General features: G+C 61.8%; 21 protein-coding genes and 1 CRISPR repeat array (1 of these 22 running past the window's edge). Of the genes, 12 read left to right on the forward strand and 9 right to left on the reverse strand.

Annotated features, from left to right (window positions below):
• Window positions 1-27: 27 nt before the first annotated feature.
• Entirely contained in the window at window positions 28-1,233 is a 1,206-nt protein-coding gene (locus E0L37_RS09475; RefSeq protein WP_133491495.1) for an MFS transporter, read from the forward strand.
• Between the two features lie 188 nt (window positions 1,234-1,421).
• Here the strand turns inward: E0L37_RS09475 and E0L37_RS09480 are convergent, their stop codons facing one another.
• The 8 genes from E0L37_RS09480 to rplM form a co-directional block, all read right to left on the reverse strand.
• Window positions 1,422-3,416: an LTA synthase family protein gene (locus tag E0L37_RS09480; protein WP_133491496.1), complete on the reverse strand. Its 1,995-nt coding sequence runs from the start codon at window positions 3,414-3,416 to the stop codon at window positions 1,422-1,424.
• Window positions 3,417-3,460: 44 nt separating this feature from the next.
• The gene (locus E0L37_RS09485; protein ID WP_201303679.1) at window positions 3,461-3,868 is read right to left on the reverse strand and encodes a ClpXP protease specificity-enhancing factor; all 408 of its coding nucleotides are present in this window, start codon (window positions 3,866-3,868) and stop codon (window positions 3,461-3,463) included.
• A 79-nt stretch (window positions 3,869-3,947) separates the two neighbouring features.
• Entirely contained in the window at window positions 3,948-4,586 is a 639-nt protein-coding gene (gene sspA / locus E0L37_RS09490) for a stringent starvation protein SspA (protein WP_022996218.1), read from the reverse strand.
• Between the two features lie 91 nt (window positions 4,587-4,677).
• Window positions 4,678-5,334, reverse strand: coding sequence for a cytochrome c1 (locus tag E0L37_RS09495; protein ID WP_133491497.1), 657 nt, complete (start codon window positions 5,332-5,334; stop codon window positions 4,678-4,680).
• A complete protein-coding gene (locus tag E0L37_RS09500) occupies window positions 5,334-6,614 on the reverse strand; it encodes a cytochrome bc complex cytochrome b subunit (protein WP_205655595.1) in 1,281 nt (426 codons plus the stop codon). The genes E0L37_RS09495 and E0L37_RS09500 overlap by 1 nt, the downstream gene beginning before the upstream one ends.
• Window positions 6,611-7,198: a ubiquinol-cytochrome c reductase iron-sulfur subunit gene (gene petA, locus E0L37_RS09505; protein ID WP_133491498.1), complete on the reverse strand. Its 588-nt coding sequence runs from the start codon at window positions 7,196-7,198 to the stop codon at window positions 6,611-6,613. Before petA ends, E0L37_RS09500 begins: the two co-directional genes overlap by 4 nt.
• Before the next feature lie 524 nt (window positions 7,199-7,722).
• Window positions 7,723-8,118 (reverse strand): 30S ribosomal protein S9, encoded by a 396-nt coding sequence (gene rpsI, locus E0L37_RS09510; RefSeq protein ID WP_022996222.1) that lies wholly within the window; start codon window positions 8,116-8,118, stop codon window positions 7,723-7,725.
• 11 nt (window positions 8,119-8,129) lie between these two features.
• Entirely contained in the window at window positions 8,130-8,558 is a 429-nt protein-coding gene (gene rplM / locus E0L37_RS09515) for a 50S ribosomal protein L13 (protein WP_022996223.1), read from the reverse strand.
• Window positions 8,559-8,786: 228 nt separating this feature from the next.
• Between rplM and E0L37_RS09520 the strand changes: the two genes are divergently transcribed.
• From E0L37_RS09520 to E0L37_RS09535, 4 genes are all read left to right on the forward strand, one after another.
• A complete protein-coding gene (locus tag E0L37_RS09520) occupies window positions 8,787-9,824 on the forward strand; it encodes an NADP(H)-dependent aldo-keto reductase (RefSeq protein ID WP_133491499.1) in 1,038 nt (345 codons plus the stop codon).
• Window positions 9,825-10,104: 280 nt separating this feature from the next.
• On the forward strand, window positions 10,105-10,722 hold the full coding sequence (locus tag E0L37_RS09525) for a TetR/AcrR family transcriptional regulator (protein ID WP_133491500.1): 618 nt from the start codon (window positions 10,105-10,107) through the stop codon (window positions 10,720-10,722).
• 11 nt (window positions 10,723-10,733) lie between these two features.
• On the forward strand, window positions 10,734-12,353 hold the full coding sequence (locus E0L37_RS09530) for an NAD(P)/FAD-dependent oxidoreductase (protein WP_133491501.1): 1,620 nt from the start codon (window positions 10,734-10,736) through the stop codon (window positions 12,351-12,353).
• A 17-nt stretch (window positions 12,354-12,370) separates the two neighbouring features.
• Window positions 12,371-13,099, forward strand: coding sequence for an SGNH/GDSL hydrolase family protein (locus tag E0L37_RS09535; RefSeq protein ID WP_133491502.1), 729 nt, complete (start codon window positions 12,371-12,373; stop codon window positions 13,097-13,099).
• A gap of 86 nt (window positions 13,100-13,185) precedes the next feature.
• On the opposite strand, the gene E0L37_RS09540 is transcribed toward E0L37_RS09535, so the two are convergent.
• Window positions 13,186-13,881, reverse strand: coding sequence for a GntR family transcriptional regulator (locus E0L37_RS09540; protein ID WP_133491503.1), 696 nt, complete (start codon window positions 13,879-13,881; stop codon window positions 13,186-13,188).
• Window positions 13,882-14,105: 224 nt separating this feature from the next.
• Between E0L37_RS09540 and E0L37_RS09545 the strand changes: the two genes are divergently transcribed.
• The 7 genes from E0L37_RS09545 to E0L37_RS09575 all read left to right on the forward strand — a co-directional run bounded on the left by E0L37_RS09545 (window position 14,106) and on the right by E0L37_RS09575 (window position 21,964).
• Entirely contained in the window at window positions 14,106-15,338 is a 1,233-nt protein-coding gene (locus tag E0L37_RS09545) for a branched-chain amino acid ABC transporter substrate-binding protein (protein WP_133491504.1), read from the forward strand.
• Window positions 15,339-15,416: 78 nt separating this feature from the next.
• Entirely contained in the window at window positions 15,417-16,358 is a 942-nt protein-coding gene (locus tag E0L37_RS09550) for a branched-chain amino acid ABC transporter permease (RefSeq protein WP_133491505.1), read from the forward strand.
• A 10-nt stretch (window positions 16,359-16,368) separates the two neighbouring features.
• On the forward strand, window positions 16,369-17,655 hold the full coding sequence (locus E0L37_RS09555) for a branched-chain amino acid ABC transporter permease (RefSeq protein WP_133491506.1): 1,287 nt from the start codon (window positions 16,369-16,371) through the stop codon (window positions 17,653-17,655).
• The gene (locus E0L37_RS09560) at window positions 17,655-18,422 is read left to right on the forward strand and encodes an ABC transporter ATP-binding protein (RefSeq protein ID WP_205655596.1); all 768 of its coding nucleotides are present in this window, start codon (window positions 17,655-17,657) and stop codon (window positions 18,420-18,422) included. The genes E0L37_RS09555 and E0L37_RS09560 overlap by 1 nt, the downstream gene beginning before the upstream one ends.
• Window positions 18,422-19,129, forward strand: a complete 708-nt coding sequence (locus tag E0L37_RS09565) for an ABC transporter ATP-binding protein (protein ID WP_022996233.1) — start codon at window positions 18,422-18,424, stop codon at window positions 19,127-19,129. Before E0L37_RS09560 ends, E0L37_RS09565 begins: the two co-directional genes overlap by 1 nt.
• A gap of 10 nt (window positions 19,130-19,139) precedes the next feature.
• On the forward strand, window positions 19,140-20,756 hold the full coding sequence (locus tag E0L37_RS09570) for a class I adenylate-forming enzyme family protein (RefSeq protein ID WP_133491507.1): 1,617 nt from the start codon (window positions 19,140-19,142) through the stop codon (window positions 20,754-20,756).
• An 8-nt stretch (window positions 20,757-20,764) separates the two neighbouring features.
• Entirely contained in the window at window positions 20,765-21,964 is a 1,200-nt protein-coding gene (locus E0L37_RS09575; RefSeq protein WP_133491508.1) for an acyl-CoA dehydrogenase family protein, read from the forward strand.
• Between the two features lie 168 nt (window positions 21,965-22,132).
• A CRISPR array of direct repeats spans window positions 22,133-22,879; the repeat unit is 28 nt; unit sequence TTTCTTAGCTGCCTGCGCGGCAGCGAAC (it continues 3,123 nt past the right edge of the window).

Genomic DNA, 22,879 nt, shown 5'->3' on the forward strand with positions numbered 1-22,879 from the left:
TCCGGCCTTACCAGAGTGACGCCCCAAATGCCTCGAACCGACAATCGGCCCAACCCTTTCGTCATGGCCGTGTCCGCCATGCTGGTGGCCCTGGTGGTCATCGTCTTCGCCCGTCTGGCCTACGGCCTGCTGCTGCCGGCCATGCGTGCCGATCTTGGACTGAGCTATCGCCAGGCCGGTGCTCTGGGCACGGTCACCGCTTTGGGTTATCTGCTGTTCGTACTGCTTGGCGGTCTCGCGGCCAGTCGCTGGGGGGCCCGCAATGCGGTGGTGTTCGGGCTGGCGGCGGTGACCCTGGGCTTCGCCGGGCTGGCCGTCGTCGCCGACTACCCGCTGATCGTGGTGCTGATGGCCCTGCTCGGCTTCGGCACCGCGTTTTCCTTCGCGCCCACGGTGTCGTTGCTGGCCACCTGGTACCCGGAGCGACGCGGAACCATGATCGGCTGCATGACCGCCGGCGTTGGCGCGGGGATTTTCTTCATCGGGCTGCTGGTGCCCTGGCTCTCCGATCTTTTCGGCACCAACGGCTGGCGGGTGACCTGGGGCATTTTCGCCGCCGTCGCTGGCGCCGTTTGCTTATTGGTCCTGCTGGCGGTGCGTGATCCCCCCACCGCTGACGACGCCGGCACGACGCGGCCGCCCTCGGCGGATAAATGGCTGATCTACCGGAATCCCCGGGTCATCATCATGGCGCTGGTGTACGGCATCATCGGCATGGTGTACATCACCCAGGCTCTGTTCATGGTCAGCTATGTGGTGGAATCCGGCTTCGACGAAACCATCGCCGGGTGGCTGATGGCAATGATGGGGCTGCTTTCCGTCCTCAGCGGCCCGTTATGGGGATCGCTGTCGGACAGTTGGGGGCGCGGCAATACTCTGAGCCTGGCCATGTCGGTGGTGACCGTTGCCATGGCGCTGCCCCTGGTCGATCAGAGCCTGCCTCTGTTCATAGCCCATTTCTTCTTCATGGGCTGCGCGGTCAATGGGGTCTTCACCCTGATCCAGGCCGCCAGTACCGATCAAGTGGCACCGCGTTACATTCCCATCGCGTTCAGTTATGTCACCCTGTTCTTCGCTGGCGGGCAGCTGATCGGCCCGGCGGTGGCGGGCGGGCTGATCGAAACAGAGGGCGGTTTCCCGCTCGCCATCGGCTTTACCTGCTTCTGGCTGGTTGTCGGCTTGTACCTGACCCAGCGCATTCGCCGGTTTCCGGCGGACCTGGCGGTGCCCTGAACGAGGATTTTGCCGTCTATTCGCGGCCAAGGCCGCTCCCACAGCGGCTGCGCAGTCCCCTTGTGGGCTGTGGGAAGCTGGCTTGCCAGCGAATACAGTGTAAGTTCGATCTCAGGGCCTTTCGCTGCCAAGGCAGTCTCCCACAGCGGCTTCGTAATCCGTTTGCGGGAGCAGCCGACGGCGCTTAGCTAAGGCCGGTTATGGTGGAGCATATAGCGCCCCGCCTGATACAGCCCTTCCAGCATTTCCTTGCGCTCTTCGAACACTTCCGGGTGATCGGCGCCGACATCCGCCTCCAGGCGCGGATCGTCCAGGTCGTAAAGACGGGCGTTGTCTCCGTCGTAGTACATGCTCAGGTGGTAGTCCGAGCCGACCAGACCGATCAGCGGGCGATGGGAGCGGTCACCACCAAAGGTGATGGCGTAGGACGGGCCGTCGGTGTTGAGCAAATCCCGCCCCATGGTGCGGTTCTCATAAGGCAGACCGGCGAGTCCCAAGGCGGTGGGCATGACGTCGACCAGACTTGCCGGACGTTCAACCACCCGGTGCTCGCCCAATACTCCGGGGCCGTAGATGATCAACGGCACATGATGCTTGTCCAGTTGCAGGGATTCGCTGTACCCCATGTGCCGGGATGACCCGGAACGATCATTGTGATCGCCATAGAGAATGAAGATGGTGTTGTCCGCGTAGTGGGATCCGGCCACCAGGTCATTCAGGTAGTAACCGATGTTGTAGTCCAGCAGGCGCACCGCGTTGTACTGATCATTGCCGAGGAAGCTGTGCTGGCGCACTTTATCTTCCGGCGGATTGATCACCTCGAAGTTGGAATCGTCATCGGGAATGGTGAACGGCCGATGATTGCCGGCGGTCTGGATGAAGGCAACGAACGGCTTGTCCGGATCCAACTGGTCCAGGCGCTGGTGGGCGGCCTTGAACAGATCCCGGTCCGAGATGCCCCAGACATCGATGTTGGGGGCATCGTAGTCTCCGGCTTCCCACAACTCCAGATCCTGGATGTTGTTCTTCAATACACCGCGGATATTGGCCCAGCCGGCGGAGCCGCCGATGAAGTAAAGGCGCTCGTAGCCCTCGAAGGCATTGACCAGGGTGTACTGGTTGACGATCCGCGGATCCCGGGAGGCGGTGGAGCCGCCCCAGGTAATGTCGGGAATCCCGGTCACCAGGCCAAACACGGTGCGGGCGGTACCACTGGAGGGCACCATGAAATTGGGGAAGAACAGTCCCTCATTACCGAGGCGGTCCAGGTTGGGCGTGGCCTCCATCGGGTTGCCGAACAGCCCCATGCGGTTGGCGCCCATGGATTCCAGGTGAATCAGGACCACATTGGGCGGCCGTTGCGGCGCCTGGCCGGGCACCGACCGGGCGAACGTCATGGTCTCGGGGTCCGGATTGGTCACCCCCAGGTATTCCGCCACCCGCTGGTAGCGCAGCGCCAGCAGCTCGTCATCATGCTCCCGGGTACCGGTGGTGTAGGTGTCGTAAAAGAAGATCGCCGGGTTCAAACCCAGGGATGCCACCTGCAGATTGTTGGAGAAGTAAGCGTCACTCCAACGCAGCGGCACCGTGCCGGTTTGCCCCATGATCCCCAGAGCGTACAGATAAATGCCCAACGCCACGGCGATGGTGCCCCCCAGCCAGCCACGCCCCGGCGCCGCACGGCGCGCGAAAGCGGCAACCGGCTTGCGCCCCAGCCAGGCCCCCACCGCCAGCGCTACCAGTAGCAGCAGTGTCAGCCAGACCACCGGGTAGCTCTCCCACACCATCCGCAGGGAATCCCCCCGGTTGGTCAGGAAACGCAGCACGGAGCTGTTGAGGCGCTCTTCCAGATAGCTGTAGTGGGCGAAATCGGCGATATAAACGAAACAGGCCACGGCGGAGGCCACGGCCAGCCAGGCCACCGCCAGTTTCCGCGCCAGTTGACCGCGGCGCAGACCGAGCAGCCCCGGCAGCAGGCTGAGGATAGCCACCGGCAGAGTGATCAGCAGGGCCAGACGCAAATCAAAGCGAACGCCGATACCAAAAGCGTGCCAGAGCTCTTCCGGCGGCAATTCCAGACCGGACAGGAAGAACCAGAAGAACGCCGCCCTCAGTACCACGAAAACCAGGAAGAACGCGGCAACCAGGCTCAGGATCAATCGCACGCGTGGCGAAAACAGCATACAGGCTCCACAATCAGATACGGGTTATCGGGGGGCGGCGGTGCTTACTTCACCACACGCAAACGCGGGCCCTTGTCGGGACCTTTGTCAGGACCATTGTCATCGGGACCGTCTTCGGGAGGATTCGGAGGTGGTTCCATGGGCTCGAACGCCATGCCCTGGCCATTTTCCCGGGCGAAAATCGCCATCACCGCGCCCACCGGCACTTTGAGGTGATGGGGCACGCCGCCGAAACGGGCGGAGAAGACGATCTCATCGTTGCCCGCCACGAACTGGGTCACGGCCCGGGGAGCCACGTTCAGTACGATCTGGCCATCCTTGACGAATTCCTGCGGCACTTCCGTGCCGGGGTAGCCCGCGTCCACCGCCAGATGAGGGGTAAGACCGTTATCGCATATCCACTCATGGGTGGCGCGGATCAAATAGGGCCGGTTGGAAGTCATTTCGGACATAACAGCAGGGCTTTTCCGATCAATGCGGCCGCGCTTCGGCGGCAAAAAAAGCCCGTGCTCGGTGGCACGGGCCCGGGGGTCACAGCGCCAGACGCATTTCCCGCTCAGCCTCGGTCAGGCTGGCCTGGAAGCTGTCACGGTCGAACAGGCGCTCGGCGTAATCCAGCAGCGGCTTGGCCTGTTTGGCCGGTAGATCCACGCCCAGGATGGGCAACCGCCACAAAATCGGCGCCACCACGCAATCCACCAGGGTGAATTCCTCGCTCATGAAGAATGGCAGCTCATTGAAGATCGGCGCGGTGGCGATCATTCCCTCGCGCAGCTCCTTGCGACGCTTGTTCAGTGCCGCGTCCTTCTCCTCCCCCAGCACCAGGGCGTCCACATGGCCGCACCAATCGCGCTCGATACGGTGCACCAGCAGGCGGCTCTGCGCCCGCGCCACCGGATATACCGGCAGCAACGGCGGGTGCGGGAAACGCTCGTCCAGATATTCCATGATCACCGTGGACTGATACAGGGTCAGTTCACGGTCCACCAGGGTCGGGACCTCGTTATACGGATTCAGGGCCGCCAGATCTTCCGGTTTGTCCCGGCTGTCCACGTCCACGATATCCACGGTTACGCCCTTCTCCGCCAGCACAATACGTACCCGGTGGCTGTAGTGATCGTCCGGGGAAGAGAAGAAAGTCATTGAGGAACGTTTGGTCACCACGCCCATGGTCGAGTCATCTCCAAGCATTATCTAATAACACAAACAGGGTAGCCGCTCGCGCGGTTACCCTGTTGCTGGCTGAATCGACGTTCGTGGATCAGTGAACGTCTTTCCAGTATTCCTTTTTCAGCAAATACGCCGGGACAAGAAGGATAGCAAGGAACACGAGCACGTAAACACCAATCCGCTCACGGGTGGGCGCAATCGGCTCCGCCGCGTAAGTGAGGAAGTTGGTGATATCGCCCATGGCGGCCTTGAATTCCTCTTCATCCAGGGCTTCCTGCATACCGGCCATCACATGCGGCATACCGACGTTCGGGAACACTTTGTTGTTGTAACCGAACGGACGGGATTCATCCTCATAGAAGCCGATCAGATAAGAATACAGCCAATCCGGGTCTCTCAGGCGCGCTTCCAGGGTCAGATCCGGCGGCGCGGTCCCGAACCACTGCTTGGCGTCGTCCTTATCCATGGCGTTCCGCATCTGATCGCCAATCTTATCACTGGTGAAGTTCATATACTTCAATACCAGCTCATCCGGGATACCCAGGTCATCGGCCATGCGGCCGTAACGCAGGTATTCCAGGCTATGACAACCCATGCAGTAGTTCACGAACAGCTTGGCACCGTTCTGCAGGCTCACTTTGTCCTGCAGGTTGACCGGCGCTTTCTCGTACTCAGCGTCATGACCACCGGCGGCCAGTGCCAGGGCCGGCAAACAGCTGAACAAAATGGCGGCAAAAAGCTTCTTCATCAGTGACCCCCCGTGACGCGCTCAGGTACCGGCTTGGATTTTTCGAATCGATGGCCGAATGGCAGTATCACGATGAAGAACAGGAAGTAATACACCGTGCCGATCTGCGCCACGGTCTTCGCCAGACCGGTGGCCGGCTGGGTTCCGAGGTAACCGAGGATCAGGAAGTCCACCACGAACAGCGCCAGGGTGATTTTGCTCAGCAGCCCCTTGTAACGGATCGACTTGACCGGATGGCGGTCCAGCCAGGGCAGCAGGAACAGAATGGCGATGGCACCACCCATGGCAATCAGCCCCCAGGCCTTGGAGGAGATGAACCAGTCAATGGTGGTGGCGCGCAGCATCGCGTAATACGGGCCGTAGTACCACACCGGGGCGATGTGATCCGGCGTCTTCAGCGGATCCGCCGGCGCGAAGTTGGGCTTCTCGATCAGGTAACCGCCGCCGGTGGGGAAATAGAAGATCACCACCGCGAACACCATCATGAAGATGATGACGCCGGGCAGGTCCTTGACGGTGTAGTAGGGGTGGAACGGGATGCCGTCTTTGGGGATGCCGTTCTCGTCCTTGTTCTTCTTGATCTCCACGCCATCCGGGTTGTTGGAGCCGACTTCATGCAGCGCCAGGATGTGCAGGAACACCAGAGCCACCAGCACCAGCGGGATTGCCACCACGTGCAGGGCAAAGAACTTGTTGACGGTGGCGGTGGACAGCAGATAGTCGCCACGCACCCAGGTGGTGAGCGCTTCGCCGATTTCCTTGGCGTCGTTGGCATCGATGAAAGGAATCACGTCGAACGGGATCGCGCCGGCCAGGGAGATGATCACCTGGGCGCCCCAATAGGACATGTTGCCCCAGGGCAGCACATAGCCGAGGAAGCCTTCGGCCATCAGCGCCACATAGATAAGCATGCCGAAGATCCACACCAGTTCCCGCGGCGGCTTGTAGGAGCCGTACATCAGGCCACGGAACATGTGGATGTAAACCACGGCGAAGAAGGCGGAAGCACCGACCGCGTGCATATAGCGGATCAGCCAGCCCCACTGCACATCGCGCATGATGTACTCGACGGACTGGAAGCCCTCGTTGGGAGAAAAGAACATGGTCAACCAGATACCGGTGAGCAGCTGGTTCACCAGTACCACCATGGAGAGCACGCCAAAGTAGTACCAGAAATTGAAGTTCTTCGGAGCGTAGTACTCCGACATGTGTTTCTTGTAGGTGTTAACGACGGGAAGACGCGCATCCACCCAATCGATCAAGCCATTCACCACTCTCATGCCTGAGTCTCCCCTTCTTCAGAGCCGACGATGATCACGGACTCGCTCAGATAAGAGTGCGGCGGAACCACCAGGTTGGTGGGAGCCGGCACGCCTTGGTAAACACGTCCCGCCAGATCGAACATGGAACCGTGGCAGGGACAGAAAAAGCCGCCATGATCCAGTTGCACGGTGGGCTCTTGCTCATACAGGGGGGAGCAACCGAGGTGGGTGCAGGTGCCGATCAGCACCAGATATTCCTTCTTGATGGAGCGCCACTGATTCTTGGCGTACGGCGGTTGCTGATCTTCCTCGGAACCGGGGTCTCGCAGCGAACCTTCGATCTGGGACAGGCCTTCGAGCATCTTCTCGGTGCGGTTCACCACCCACACCGGCTGCCCGCGCCATTCCTGTACCACCCGCTGACCCAATTCCAACTTGCTGATATCGACCTGGACCGGGGCGCCGGCATTTTCCGCCTTGGCACTAGGCAGCCAGGATTTCACGAAAGGAACCGCCAGCCCCACCGCACCCGCTGCCCCGATCGCCGATGTCAGGCCGATCAGAAAGGTACGGCGGCTGGTATTTACGCCGTCATTGCTCATTGAGATCTTCTCCCCTGGAGCCTGTTTTCATCTGTCTTTTCCATCGTTCGCCGCGTTGCTCTTCCGGTGGATGCCAGGCTTCACATCCATACCCGGACCTGTGCCAGGAATGTCGAGCCACGCCAACCACGCCACCAGGGCATGGCACACACCGATGTTTCGCCGGACAGGGGCACGGGCCCGGATCCGGACGGACAAGGTGTGAGAAACGGCAACACCGAACCGGTTTGTTATTTAAATCCCGCAGGACGAATGATGCCGACAATGGCGGATCAAATCGAACGAAAGCGGGCTCCGTCGGAGCGTAGGAATGACCCAGATCAGGCAAAGATGTCCCGGACCGGGACGAGAGGTCAGAGCTCACGCTTCAGGCGGAGTAAGGCGGCCGAAATGGTAAAGAAAAAACCCACATCTTACAACCGGTTATTCCGGGGAGAGGCGGCCGGTAAACCCCTGATTTGAACGCAAAAAAGCCCGGCAATGCCGGGCTTTTCGCAAGCGTGAGCGGTATTCGGCGGTGCCGATTAACGCTTGGAGTACTGCGGACGCTTACGCGCTTTGTGCAGACCCACTTTCTTACGCTCGACCTCACGGGCGTCACGGGTGACGTAGCCGGCACGGCGCAGAGCACCGCGCATTTCACCGTCGTACTCCATCAGAGCACGGGTGATGCCGTGACGAATGGCACCGGCCTGGCCGTTGTTGCCACCGCCTTTCACGGTCACGTAGACGTCGAAACGGTCAGTCATGTTCACCAGCTCCAGCGGCTGACGCACCACCATGCGGTTGGTCTCACGACCGAAGAACTGATCCAGCGGACGACCGTTAACGGTGATGTTACCGCTGCCGGGGCGCAGGAAAACGCGTGCGGCGGCGGTTTTACGACGACCGGTTCCGTAATCGGCGTTTGCAGTTGCCATCGACTAACCCCTTAGATTTCCAGCTGCTGCGGCTGCTGAGCAGCATGAGGATGCTCGGCGCCGGCGTAGACTTTGAGTTTGCTGAACATGGCGCGACCCAGCGGGGTACGCGGCAACATGCCCTTCACGGCCTTTTCGATAACCAGTTGCGGCTTGCTGCCGATCAGGGTTTCGAAGTTGGCTTCCTTGATGCCGCCCGGATAGCCGGTATGACGATAATACATCTTGTTACTGGCTTTTTTGCCGGTAACCGCCACTTTCTCGGCGTTGATCACCACGATATAGTCGCCGGTGTCCACATGCGGAGTGAATTCCGGCTTGTGTTTACCGCGCAGACGACTGGCGATTTCTGTAGCCAGCCGACCCAGCGTTTTGCCGGAGGCGTCTACCACATACCAGTCGCGCTTTACGCTTTCCGGTTTCGCGCTGAAGGTCTTCATGGGAGTCTTCCCTAAAAATTTGTGCCCTAAATTCAGATGCTTACGGGTTCCAAGAACCCGCCGACGTTAAGCCCGCCGGGCAAGAGGGCACGAATTGTACTGAAGCGCCCGAGTAAAGACAAGCACGGAAAACGGGAAATTGTTGGGTATAGTCAGCTGACTCGTTCTTGCCTGAAAAGACACCTGAAAAGCCGCCCGGACAGACCCGGACAGACGTAAGGAGCCACCATGGAATACCGCTTTCTCGGCCACACCGAGTTGAAAGTCAGCAGCCTGTGCCTGGGCACCATGACCTGGGGCAACCAGAACACCGCCGAGGACGGCTTCGCGCAGATGGACCTGGCCCTCGACCACGGGATCAATTTCTTCGATACGGCGGAAATGTACGCGGTTCCGGCCAGCCCGGAAACCTCTTTCCGCACCGAGACCATCATCGGCGAGTGGTTCGCCCGCACCGGCAACCGCGACAAGGTGGTGCTGGCCACCAAGGCCGCCGGCCCCGGTGACTATGTCAAACATATCCGTGGTGGCCCGCGCCTGAGCCCGGCCAGCCTGCAAGAAGCGGTGGAAGGCAGTCTCAAGCGCCTGCAAACCGACGTCATCGACGTCTATCAACTGCACTGGCCGGAGCGCCCCACCAACTATTTCGGCCGTCTCGGCTACAAGCATCGCGAGGACAACCAGGCGGTGCCGATCGCGGAAACCGTGGCCGGCCTGAAGACACTGGTGGACGCTGGCAAGATCCGCCACTGGGGGCTGTCCAATGAAACCCCCTGGGGCACCATGACCTTTATCCACGAGGCGGAAAAGATCGGCCTGGAGCGTCCGGTTTCGATCCAGAACCCCTATTCCCTGCTCAACCGCAGCTTCGAGGTCGGCCTGGCCGAGGTGGCACACCGCGAAGGCGTTGGCCTGCTGGCCTACTCGCCACTGGCCTTCGGCCTGCTCAGCGGCAAATACCGTAACGGCCAGTGGCCGGAAAAAGGCCGGCTGACGCTGTTCAAGCACTTCTCCCGCTATACCAACGACCAGTCCATCGCCGCCACCGAGGCTTACTGCCAATTGGCGGAACGGCACGGGGTCAGCCCCACCCAACTGGCGCTGCAGTTCGTCACCACCCGCCCGTTCGTCACCAGCAACATCATCGGCGCCACCACCCTGGAGCAGCTCCGGGAAAACCTGGACAGCGTCAACGTGAGCTGGAATGACGAGCTGGAAAAGGAGATCGAAGCGATTCATACCCGCTTCCCTTATCCGGCGCCCTGACGCGCGAACTGCGCTCGGGCAATTCGCAAAGCGGCTTCGTGGTCCATTGCTGTGGGAAGCGGCCTTGGCCGCGAATGCCCCCGGGCCGTTGCCCATTCGCTTGCAAGCAAGCTCCCCACAGCGGTTGTGTAGCATTATCTGTGGGAGCCAGCCTGCTGGCGAATGGCACGCTGGCGTGGCGGCCTGGTAGCCACCCCCTGTATATGTTTCCAAGCCCCTCTTGACGACTCCCTTGTTATCGGCGCAATGTTAACGCCGTTAACACGACATCGGGATCAGCATGTCCTCCACCTATCACCACGGCGACTTGTACCGTCAGGCGCTGGAACAGGCGCAGGCCCTCCTTCACGAGGAAGGCGCGGCGGCGGTCACTTTACGTGCCCTGGCGCGCCGCCTGCGGGTGACCGCGCCGGCGCTGTACCGGCATTTCCGCAATCGCGACAGCCTGCTTGCCGCACTGGCCGAGCACGGGTTCCTGAAGCTGCGTCAACAACTGCTGGCGGTTCAGCGGGACGACGCCCTGGAACGGCTCACCGGCATCGGCCAGGCCTACATCGCCTTCGCCCAGGCCCGACCCAACCTGTATCGGCTGATGTTCGGCGGCCAACTGCTGCCGCGTGGCGCCCATCCGGACCTGGACACCGCTGGTCTCGGCGCCTTCGCTGTATTGCAGAAAAGCATTGACGACGCGCTCGCCGCCGACTACCTGAACGGCCAGCCGGCCGGCCCTCTGGCCGCCGCCGCCTGGTCCCTGGTGCACGGTTTCGCCGAACTGACCATCGACGGTCACCTGCCCGACGAGCAACAGGCCCCGGGCCTGGCGGCGCTGGTCACCCGGCTGCTGCTACCCGGCGGCCCGCCTTCCGACGATAACAATAACCCCCGACACCAGCCCTGAAGGAGCGTGCCATGCCCACTCCCAGCACCCTGCGAATTGGCCGACGCTACCGCGCCAACCGCCTGCAAGGCCCTTACGATGCCCTGGTCATTGGTTCCGGCATCGGCGGCCTCAGCGCCGCCGCCTGCCTGAGCAGGCTCGGCAAGAAGGTCGCGGTGTTCGAACAACACTACACCGCCGGCGGTTTTACCCACGCCTACGAACGCAACGGCTACGAATGGGACGTGGGCGTCCATTACATCGGTGACGTGGGCAAGGATCACACTCTGGCGAAGCGGCTGTTCGACCACATCACTGACGGTCAATTGCAATGGGCGCCGATGGATCCCTGCTACGATCGTATCCACCTGGGCGACCGGCAGTACGATCTGATGGCCGGCCCCAAGGCCTTCGTCGAGACGCTGAAGCGGGCGTTCCCGGACGACCACGACGCCATCGACCGCTACATGAAGCTCACCGCCAAGGCCGCCACCGCGATTCAGGTGCTGACCACCGCCAAGGTGCTGCCCGGCGCCGTCGGCAAATTGCTGGCCAAGGGATTGAGCGTCACCGAGGCCGGCAAACTGAACCGGCCCACCGCCGACGTGCTGGGTGAGCTGACCGACAATCGCGAACTGATCGCGGTGCTCACCGGCCAGTGGGGTGACAACGGCCTGCCACCGGAACAGTCCAGTTTTCTGATCCACGCCATCATCGCCCGTCACTACTTGTATGGCGGCTTCTATCCGGTGGGCGGCGCCTCCGCCATGGCCACAACCATTATCCCGGTGATCCAGCAGGGCGGCGGCGACGTGTTCACCTATGCCGACGTAAAGGAAATCATTGTCGAGAACAGCCGCGCCACCGGCCTGAGGCTGGCGGACGGTAATGTGGTTTCCGCGCCGGTGATCATCAGTGACGCCGGCGTCTTCAACACCTTCCAGAACCTGTTGCCGGAGACCTGCGCACAACGCCAGGACTATCTGGACCGGCTGACCCGGGTGGAACGTTCCATGGCCAGCGCCTGCCTGTACGTGGGCCTCAACGCCGACGCCACCACCCTGGGACTGCCGAAAACCAATTTCTGGATTTACCCGGACAGCGACTATCAGCGGCAACTGGAGCAAGCCCTGGCGGCCCCCGATGATCACGATATTCCGCTGACTTATATTTCCTTTCCCAGTGCCAAGGATCCGAGCTTCAGCGAACGCTATCCGGGGCGCGCCACCATCGAGATTGTCGCCGCCGCCCCTTATCAGTGGTTCCAGGCCTGGGACGGCACACCCTGGGGCAAACGGGGCGACGATTACGAAGCGTTCAAGGAAGCGTTCTCACAACGGTTGCTGGAAAAACTGTTCGAGAAAATGCCGCACCTGCGGGAGCACCTCGACTACCACGAGCTCTCCACGCCGCTTTCCACCGCTTATTTCTGCCGCTACCCCAGTGGTGAGATCTACGGCCTCAACCACGATCCGAACCGGTTCGAGCAACAATGGCTGCGCCCCAAGACCACCATTCCCGGCCTCTATCTCACTGGCCAGGACGTGCTCACCTGTGGCGTCGCCGGGGCCATGATCGCCGGGCTGGTCACCGCCATTTCGGTGGGCGGCGCGCGCGCCCTGCCGTTGGCCAAATCCATGTTCGCGGGCTGACTCTTCATGGAGCAATCATGATCCGTTTCTGGCTGGCGCTGCTGCTGTTGTCCCCCTGGCTGCTGTGGCAGGCGAGGCGAACCCGAGCCACCACGCCACGCCTGCCGGAGGCCGGCGGCGAACCCCATGGCCTCTGCGGCGATGAAGGGCCTATCCTGCGTCTGCTGGTGGTGGGCGAATCCACCGCCGCGGGAGTCGGCGTGCAAACCCATGACCAAGGCCTGGCGGCCCATCTGGCGGAACAGCTGAGTGCCCGCTTTCGACGGCCGGTCGGTTGGCAAACCGTGGGGATAAACGGCATTCGCGCCGCCGGGCTGCTGGAACATCTGGTTTCCGTGCCGCCGGCCGATCTCGCGATCATCAGTCTGGGCGTCAACGACACCACCAGCCTGACCCGGCGCCATGCCTACCGGCAAGCGCTGTCCGACTTGATTGTCGCGCTGCGAAGCGACAACGCCGACCTCCCCATCTATATATTGGCGGTACCACCGATGCAGCGTTTCACCGCCCTGCCTCGTCCGCTACGGGATCTGCTCGGCTGGCGCGCCCAAGGACTGGATCGGGTACAGCGGGATCTGGCCCGCGCACTGCCCGGAGTACGCCATCTGGTCTATCCACTGGTGGATGGCGAGGGTCTTCTGGCCGAGGATGGCTATCACCCCTCGGCCCGGGGCTACGCCTATATCGCTGGCGCGGTGGCCGACGGGATCAGAGAAGACCGCCCCACGGTCGTGGACTCACGCTGATTCGCTGCCAAGGCAGCTTCCCACAGCGGCTCCGTCGCTCTCTCTGTGGGAAGCGGCTGGCGGCGAATACAGCACCTCCATCCGGATTAGCGCCCACCACCGTTTCCATAAAACGCCGCGTCCGGCAGGCTCTGAATCGCCAGCCGGGAACTGCGGATGTGCAGGCGGGTGCAACGCTCCGCCCGTTTCGGATTACCGGCCAGAATCGCCTCCCCCATGATCTGATACTCACGGAAACGGCGCGGCGGGTTGGTGAACTGATCGTAGGACTGAAACTGCTGGCGCAACAGCTGCACCATGGTCGCCGGCAGCATGCGCGGTAACTCCCGGTTGCCGCCGATGTCGATCATCACACCGTAAAAGCGGTCCCGCTGCTCCAGGTAGGCAAAACTCAACCCACGCCGGCGATGGTCCAACAGTTCGTCAAAGGCCTCTTCAAAACGCCGGCGGTGATCGGCCAGGTCGATACGCTGCGCCGCCAAACGCGCCGCCAGGCCCAGCAACACCTCAATGTTCTGCAACAGGTCGCGTACTTCTTCGCGGCTCAGCGAGCGGATGTAGGCGCCCTTGTGCCGGGTCAGCGTAATGATGCGCTCCGCCGCCAGCCGCTTCAGCGCTTCCCGCACCGGGCCCCGGCTCACTCCCAGTTCGCGGGTCAAATCCGCCTCCACCAGGCGCTGCCCGGGCACATAACGGCCGCTGCCAATGCCTTTGCAAATAGCCTGGATCACCGCATCCGGTGAACTCAGCGGCGGCGAGGCGGTGTCTTCGGCTCTGCGCATGGCAAACAGTCCTTGATCGTCTTGTTTCAGGGGCCGGAGCAGGCTGGCAGCGCATTCTAATGAGCCCTCGCCCGGCACGCACCTTCCAATTTTGTCAGCAACATTGTCCTACGATATTGACCAACAATAGTCCATGGGCTAGTTTCAGACAAACGCGACACCTCACCACCCGCCGCGCCACCGGGCCCGGCGTATAAACACAACAACCATTGAGGAGGCATACCATGCCACGTTGGATCACCACGGCCGCCGCCATCACCGCCCTGGGCGTCATCTCCCCCGCGGTTCAGGCCGAACCTCTGAAAATCGCCATCATCGAATCCCTGTCCGGCCCGCAAACCTCCACCGGCCGCCTGATCGCCACCGCCGCCGAGTACGTCATCGACCAGGCCAACGCCGACGGCGGATTCAATGGCGAAGCAATCCAGGTCAAGGAATACGACAACGCCGGCGACACTTCCGGTGCCGCCACCAAGTTCCGCGAAGCGGCGGCCGACGGCGCCCACGTCATCATTCAGGGCGCGTCCTCGGCGATTGGTGGCCAGGTCACCGAAGATGTGCGCAAGCACAACATCCGCAACCCGGACAATCCGATCATCTATATCAATGTGGGTGCCGAGGCCATGGAACTGCGCGGCAAGAAGTGTCATTTCCACGCCTTCCACTTCACCACCACCGCGCCCTATCGCACCGTCCCGCTGATGCAGGTCATGTCCGAACAAGGCGACCTCGGCAAACGCGTTTATTCCATCAACCAGAACTACTCCTGGGGCCGCGACATGGAAACCGCCATCGTCGACAACGCGGACCGGTTCGACTATCAGGTGGTGGACAAGGTGCTCCACGAGGTGAACCGGATCCAGGACTTCTCTCCGTTCGTGGCCCGCATCAAATCGGAAAATCCGGATTCCGTGATCACCGGCAACTGGTCCAATGACCTGCTGCTGCTGATGAAGGCGGTGGGCGATGCCAACCTGGATATCACTTTCGGCACCATCTTCATGGATCAGCCCGGCAATGTGGCCAACGCCGGCAATGTGGCCGAGGGCCATTACGTGGCCCACAGTAGCAACATAGAGCTTCTCGACGAGGCCGGCACCGAAGCCTACAGAAAAGCCACCGGCCACTATCCGGTGTTCATTGAACCGACCACGCTGAACGGCGTCGGTCTGTTCGCCGAAGCGCTGAAAAAAGTGAATTTCGACGGCGGCGATATCGATGTCAACGAGATCGCCAAGGCCATGGAAAACACCACCTTCGACAACGGCCTGGGCGGCATGCATGTGCGCAAAGCGGATCATCAGGCGGTGATTCCGATCGTCGTGTCCCAGGTGGCCCGTGACGTCAAGTACCCGGTGGACGGCACCGAACTGGGCTTCAAGCCGATCAAGACCGTGGCCGGCGAGGACGCCATCTACCCGGCCCAGGACAGCTGCCGCATGCGGCGCCCCGAATAAACGACTCCGTTTTCGATTCCGCGGCCGCGTCCGTGCGGGCGCCGGCCGCCATACTGATAACAACATCGGGAGAGACGCATGGAGTTCCTGATCGTCTCCACGCTGAACGGCGTCATCTACGGCATGCTTCTGTTCATGGTATCCGCCGGGTTGACGCTGATTTTCGGCATGATGGGCGTACTCAACTTCGCCCACGCTTCGTTCTATATGCTGGGCGCCTACTTCGCCTACACCCTTTCCGGCCTGTTCAATTTCTGGGTGGGGCTGATCGTCGCCCCGCTGCTGGTGGCCATCATCGGCATGTTCATTGAGCGCTACATGCTGCGCCGGGTGCATGCTCATGGCCACGCCCACGAACTGCTGCTGACCTTCGGCCTAGTATTCATCTTCGAGGAGTTGATCAAGCTGTTCTACGGCGACTTCCCGGTGAATTATCAGCGCCCGGATTATCTCAACTTCGCCATCTTCAATCTGTTCGGCACCGACTACCCGTTCTATCGCGTATTCATCGGCCTGGTGGCTTTGTTGATGTTCATCGTGTTGTTCGTGCTGTTGACCCGCACGCGGGTGGGCATGGTGGTGCGTGCCGCCGAACGCCTGCCGGACACCGCGCGGGCGCTGGGGCATAACGTGCCCATGGTGTTTCTCGGTGTGTTCGGCGCCGGCGCGGCCCTGGCCGGCCTGTCCGGCGCGGTGGCCGGCGCGTTCTTCCCCACCAATCCGAACATGGCACTGGAACTGGGCGTGATCGTCTTCGTGGTGGTGGTGGTGGGCGGCCTCGGCTCCCTGGCCGGCTCACTGATCGCCTCGCTGCTGATCGGCGTATTCAGTTCCTTCGCGGTGGGCCTGGACTGGTCGCTGGCTTCACTGTTCGGCTTGATCGGCCTGGGTGACTGGGCCAACGGTCTGGGCGGCCTGGTGACCATGCCGCTGTCCTCGATTTCCGCCACCGTTCCCTTCCTGTTGATGCTCATCGTGCTGCTGGTGCGTCCAGCCGGCCTGATGGGTTCAAAGAATTGAGGAGGCCACGATGCGATACGCCCTGATTGCCATCCTGGCTCTGCTGGCGCTGCTGATCATCGCGCCGCCCTTGCTCGGTACCGGCTGGCAATACGCTTTGATCAACGCCTTGATCGCCGCTCTGTTCGCCGCCGCTTTCAATCTGCTGGTGGGCCAGGGAGGCATGTTGTCCTTCGGTCACGCCGCCTATTTTGGTGTCGGCGCCTTCACCGTGATCCATCTGATGCAGTCAGTGGAATACGGGGATATCCCCTTCCCCACCGTGCTGCTGCCGCTGGCCGGTGCCGCCGTCAGCCTGCTGTGCGGCGCCCTGGCCGGCTTCTTCGCCACCATGCGTTCCGGCGTCTATTTCGCGCTGGTGACCCTGGCCCTGGCGGAACTGCTGCACTCCCTGGCGCCGCACTGGGATGAAATGTTCGGCGGGGAAGCCGGATTATCGTCCATGCGCATGCCCTCGCTCGGCTTCACTTTCGGCTCCACGCTGGAGGTGTATTACCTGACGCTGTCCTGGGTGGTGATCTGCATCGGCCTGCTCTACGCCTACACCCGCACGCCTTTCGGACGGCTCACCCTGGCATTGCGCGACAACGAGCAGCGCATCCGCTTCATGGGCTTCAACGCCCACGGCACCAAGATCGTGGTGTTCGCCATCTCCGCCATGTTCTCCGGTGTCGCCGGCAGCCTCATGGCAATCTCCAACGAAACCGCCAACTACAGTGTGTTCAGCACCCAGGTCTCGGCCCTGGTGGTGCTGCATACCTTCGTTGGCGGTTCCACCATCTTCTTTGGTCCGATCGTCGGCGCCTGCGTGCTGTCACTGTTCACTTTCGTGGTCTCGGGCGTCACCCATTCGTGGATGCTTTATCAAGGCATCATCTTCGTGCTGGTGATGCTGTTCGCGCCCAAGGGTATCGGCGGCGTCATCCAGGCTCACATCGAACAACGCCATGCCTTGCCCTGGAAGCGGCTGGCCGCCCCGTACGCGCTCGCCACCCTGGCCGGCTTAATGGTCGCCTGCGCCACCGTGTTCGTGGTGCAGAGTCTGGAAATCGTGCTGTCCCGGGAGTACGCGGCGGCGGTGGCCCGCACCGGCGAATATGCGCCGTACACGGTGTTCGCCCGGGAATGGCAGGTGTTCCATCCCTTCACGTGGCTGTTCCCGGTGCTGTTGCTGGTGCCCGGTCTGTACCTGCTGCGTCGCGCCTTCGCCCGCATCCAAACGTTATGGGATAAGGACGACGATGACGATGGCGACATCGCCGCCGCCCCGCGGGAACTGATGGAAGGAGGCCACTGATGGATACCGTAATGCAGCCCGACGTCCTGGTTATTGACGACTTGCAAAAACACTTCGGCGGCCTGGAAATCATGCGCGGCGTGGACCTCACCATCAAACAAGGCGAACGCCACGCCCTGGTCGGCCCCAACGGCGCCGGCAAATCCACCTTGTTCAATCTGATCTCCGGAGAGCACCGCCCCAGCGGCGGACGGATCTATCTGCGCGGCCAGCGCATCAGCGGTCTGAAGCCGGAGCAGATCAGCCGTCGCGGTCTGACCCGGTCGTTTCAGATCACCAATGTGTTCAGCCGCATGAGCGCCTTCGAAAACATCCGCATCGGCGTCATGGCCCGGCACGGCATTCGCTTCAACCTGTATCGGCGAATCAAACCGATGCGCGCCATCAATGACGAAGCCCATGCTCTGCTGCAACAAGTGCGCCTGGACCACCGTGCCGACAACCTGGCTTCGGATCTCACCTACTCGGAGCAACGGGCGCTGGAGATCGGCATGACCCTGGCCACCGGCGCGGAAGTAATCCTGTTGGATGAACCCACCGCCGGCATGTCCCGGGACGAAACCGCCTACATGGTGGAGTTGATCCGCCAGGTCACCGAAGGCAAGACATTGATGATGGTGGAGCATGACATGAGCGTGGTGTTTGGACTGTGCGACCGCATCTCGGTGCTGGTCTACGGCCGCATTCTCGCCACCGGCACTCCCGAGGAGATTCGCTCTAATCAGGAGGTGCAAAGCGCCTACCTGGGCGAGGAGGAGGAACACTGATGCTGTTGGACATCGACCATCTGCACGCCTATTACGGCAAGAGCCATATTCTGCACGGCGTGCGTTTCACCATGCCGGAACCCCGCATCGTCGCCTTGCTGGGGCGCAACGGCGCCGGCCGCTCCACCACCTTGAAAGCGATGATGGGTCTGGTGCCGCCGAGCCAGGGCAAGGTAGCGCTCAACGGCGAGGATCTGGCCGGCCGTCCGGCCCATGTCATCGCCCGGCGCGGGCTCGGTTATGTCCCCGAGGAACGCCAGGTTTTCCCAAACCTCACCGTGGAGGAGAACCTGATGATGGGCATGCAGACCGGCGCCGAAGGCGCCCCTCGCTGGCAGGCGGAGGATATGTACCAGTACTTCCCCCGCCTGCGCGAGCGCCGCAATCAGAAAGCCGGCTACATGTCCGGCGGCGAACAACAAATGCTCACCATCTGCCGTTCGCTGCTCGGCAATCCACTGGTGCTGCTGGTGGATGAACCCACCGAGGGACTGGCGCCAATGATCGTGCAAGTGGTCATGGACGTAATCCGTGACATTCACCAACGCGGCGTGGGTGTGTTGCTGGTGGAACAGAAGATGACCATGGCCTTGCGCGTGGCCAGCCACGTGCTTGTGATGGGACACGGCCAGATCGTCTTCACCGGTTCCACCGCGGACATGCAGGCACGGGATGACATTCGCCGCGACTGGTTGGAAGTGGCGTGAGGAGAGCAGCGTGAACCAACCCAGCAATCGCTTCGACACGCATTACGAAACGCACTTCGGTGACCGTGTCATCCGCTGTTTCCGGCAACGGCCGACCTCGGTGCAGGCCATGCTGCAATCCGCCCTGGAGCGCAATCCCGACGGCGATGCCTTCGTGGTCGAGGGCGAACGCGTCAGCTACCGCCAACTGGCACGGCGGGCCTCGCGGGTCGCGGCCGCCTTCCATGAACTTGGCGTGCGTCCCGGGGACCGGGTGGCGCTGGTGCTGCGCAACGGCCCGGCGTTGATGTACGGCCTTTATGGCGCGCTCTGGCTCGGCGCCATCGCGGTTCCTCTGAACGCCCGTGAACAAGGCGCCGGGCTCGGCTATATTTTTTCCGATTGCGCGCCCAAAGTGGCTATCGCCGAAGCCGACCTGGTGCAGCGGCTGCACGACGGCGGCGCCACCGGGGATCTGACCGCGCTGTTCTCGGTCGGAGGCGACGCCGAAGGCGCCTCCCCCTTCGAGCCTTTGCTTGAAGGCCCCGACACCAATCTGCCGCTGGCCCGACCCGGACAGGAAGACACCGCCGTTCTGCTCTACACCTCCGGCACCACCGGCCGCCCCAAGGGCGCCATGCAGACCCACCTCAATATCGCTCATACCGTCAAACTGTGGGAAAAAGCCATGGATCTGCGCTTCGCCGAGCGCTCCATCCTGGCCGTTCCCGGCAGCCACGTCACTGGTTTGATGGGCATCATCTTCACCATGGCGCACATGGCCGGCTGCACTCTGATCATGCCGCAATTCGACGCCGCCGAATTCAATCAACTGGTCGCCGATGAAAGCGCCACCAGCACCATCATGGTTCCAGCCATGTACAAGCTGTGTCTGATGCGCGCCAACTTCGACACGCTCGATCTGAGCAGTTGGCGGGTCGGTGCATTCGGCGGTGCCCCCATGCCGGAATCGACCATCGTCGAGTTTGGCCAGCGGTTGCCGCACCTGCAGTTAATGAATGCCTACGGCGCCACGGAAACCTGCACCGCCGTCACCGCCATGCCACCGGAAGCACAACTGGGGCACCTGGACAGCATCGGACGGGTATTGGATGGCGTGGATATCCGCATCATGGACGAACAGGGCCAGGAATGCCCGGCGGGGGAGTCCGGGGAGTTATGGATCTCCGGTCCGGTGGTGGTTCCCGGCTACTGGCAGGATGCGGAACGCACCGCGGAGAATTTCGTCGACGGCTATTGGCGCTCCGGCGACATCGGTGACATCAGCGCCGATGGCTATGTGCGCATCTTTGATCGCAAGAAAGACATGATTATTCGCGGCGGCTACAACATCTATTGCATCGAAGTGGAAAACGCCATCGCCTATCACCCGGCCGTGGCCGAGTGCGCCGTGATCGGCGTGCCAGACCCGGTGCTTGGCGAAAAGATTCTGGCGGTGGTCAGCAGTCAGGACGGCGACCTGGATGCCGACACGCTCCGCCGCTTCTGTGCCCAACGTCTGGCCGACTACAAAGTCCTCGATTTTGTTCATCTGCAACGGGAGCCGCTACCGCGCAACGCCAACGGCAAAGTGATGAAGACCACCTTGCGCGATCGCCTCGCCCACTCCGAAACCGAACCCTGCTGAGAATCACCATGGATTTCACCTACCCGGAAAAGACACAAACCCTGATCGCCCAACTCAACGCCTTCATGGACGAACATATCTACCCCAACGAAGCGCGCTACGAGGAAGAACTCGCCGCCGGTAACTACTGGCCGGAGGTGATCGAGGAATTGAAACCGAAAGCCCGCGCCGCCGGATTGTGGAACCTGTTTCTACCGGAGTCAGAACACGGCGCCGGACTCACCAATCTGGAATACGCCCCCTTGTGCGAAATCATGGGACGGGTCATGTGGGCGCCGGAAGTGTTCAACTGCTCGGCACCGGACACCGGCAACATGGAAGTGCTGGCCCGCTACGGCACGCCGGAACAGCAAAAACAATGGCTGCAACCACTGCTCGATGGCGAGATCCGCTCCTGCTTCGCCATGACCGAACCGGACGTGGCCTCCTCCGACGCCACCAATATCCAAAGCGCCATCGTGCGTGACGGTGACGACTACGTCATCAACGGGCGCAAATGGTTTTCTTCCGGATCGCCGGATGAGCGCTGCAAGATTTTCATCTTCATGGGCAAGACCGACCCGGACAACCCCAACCGGCACAAACAGCAATCCATGATTCTGGTGCCCCGGGATACCCCGGGCATTACCGTGGTCCGCCCCCTGCCCGTGTTCGGCTTTTCCGGCACGCCGGACGTCACCGGAGAAGTCCGTTTCGAAAACGTGCGCGTCCCCGCCAGCAACATGCTGCTGGGCGAGGGCCGCGGCTTTGAAATCGCCCAGGGTCGCCTCGGTCCCGGCCGCATTCACCACTGCATGCGTCTGATCGGCCTGGCGGAACGGGCGCTGGAGAAAATGTGCAAACGCACCCAGGAACGGGTCGCCTTCGGCAAACCGGTGGCCGAACAAACCGTGACCCTGGAACGCATCGCCGAATCCCGCATCCTCATCGACCAGACCCGGCTGCTGGTGCTCAACGCCGCCCATATGATGGACACCGTCGGCAATAAAGTGGCGCGCAAGGAAATCGCCATGATCAAAGTGGCCGCCCCCAACATGGCCGCCCGGGTCATCGACTGGGCCATCCAGGCCCACGGCGGCGGCGGCGTCACCAACGACTTCGGCCTCGCCAAAGCCTACGCCAACGCCCGCATGCTGCGCCTGGCCGACGGCCCCGACGAAGTCCACCGCAATCAAATCGGCCGGCTGGAACTGGCCCGGTATCGTTAATCAGGCACTCTGCCTCACCGCTCTCACAAGATCGCCTTGTGGGGGCGGTCCAAGGGCAATGATACCGGCCTCAACTCTTGCCTTCAGGATCCCCCCTCCCTGGCGGCCTGACTCACCCCCTGCTTCAAAGCAGACGTCTTTATGACTATCAATAAACATGGCCTGCACTTCTCTCCCTGCCTGCGCGGCAGCGAACCCTTGATAAGAAGGGGAAACCGATCCGGTTCATTTCTTAGCTGCCTGCGCGGCAGCGAACACGACTATCGCGAAGGACGCGACTTTCGAGCATTTCTTAGCTGCCTGCGCGGCAGCGAACGCGAAGGACATGTTCGGCGCCGATCTCGTAGATTTCTTAGCTGCCTGCGCGGCAGCGAACCTCATCCATCAGATATTCCAGTAGATTTCTCTTTTCTTAGCTGCCTGCGCGGCAGCGAACCAGGCCATTGTTCGCCAAGACGATGGACTGGTTTTCTTAGCTGCCTGCGCGGCAGCGAACGAACACCGGCCTGCAAAACCTGGCGATCCAGGTTTCTTAGCTGCCTGCGCGGCAGCGAACGACATGGGCCTGCAACGCTTCATTCGCCGCGTTTTCTTAGCTGCCTGCGCGGCAGCGAACCTGAACCGTCAGGAAAATATTCCCGGCTGCCATTTCTTAGCTGCCTGCGCGGCAGCGAACGATAACGGCCGTGCCGACCGAAAGTTCTACGTTTTCTTAGCTGCCTGCGCGGCAGCGAACGCCTTTCTCCAGCGCCTCCAAGCGTTCCAGAATTTCTTAGCTGCCTGCGCGGCAGCGAACGTCCAGGTCGGCGGTGTGCCTGACCTCCTCCTTTTCTTAGCTGCCTGCGCGGCAGCGAACCTCAGAGAGCTTGGGTATTCTGTTCTACTTATTTTCTTAGCTGCCTGCGCGGCAGCGAA

The sequence above is a fragment of the Alcanivorax sp. 24 genome, from assembly GCF_004360225.1.
In the GTDB taxonomy this organism is placed as follows: domain Bacteria; phylum Pseudomonadota; class Gammaproteobacteria; order Pseudomonadales; family Alcanivoracaceae; genus Alloalcanivorax; species Alloalcanivorax xiamenensis.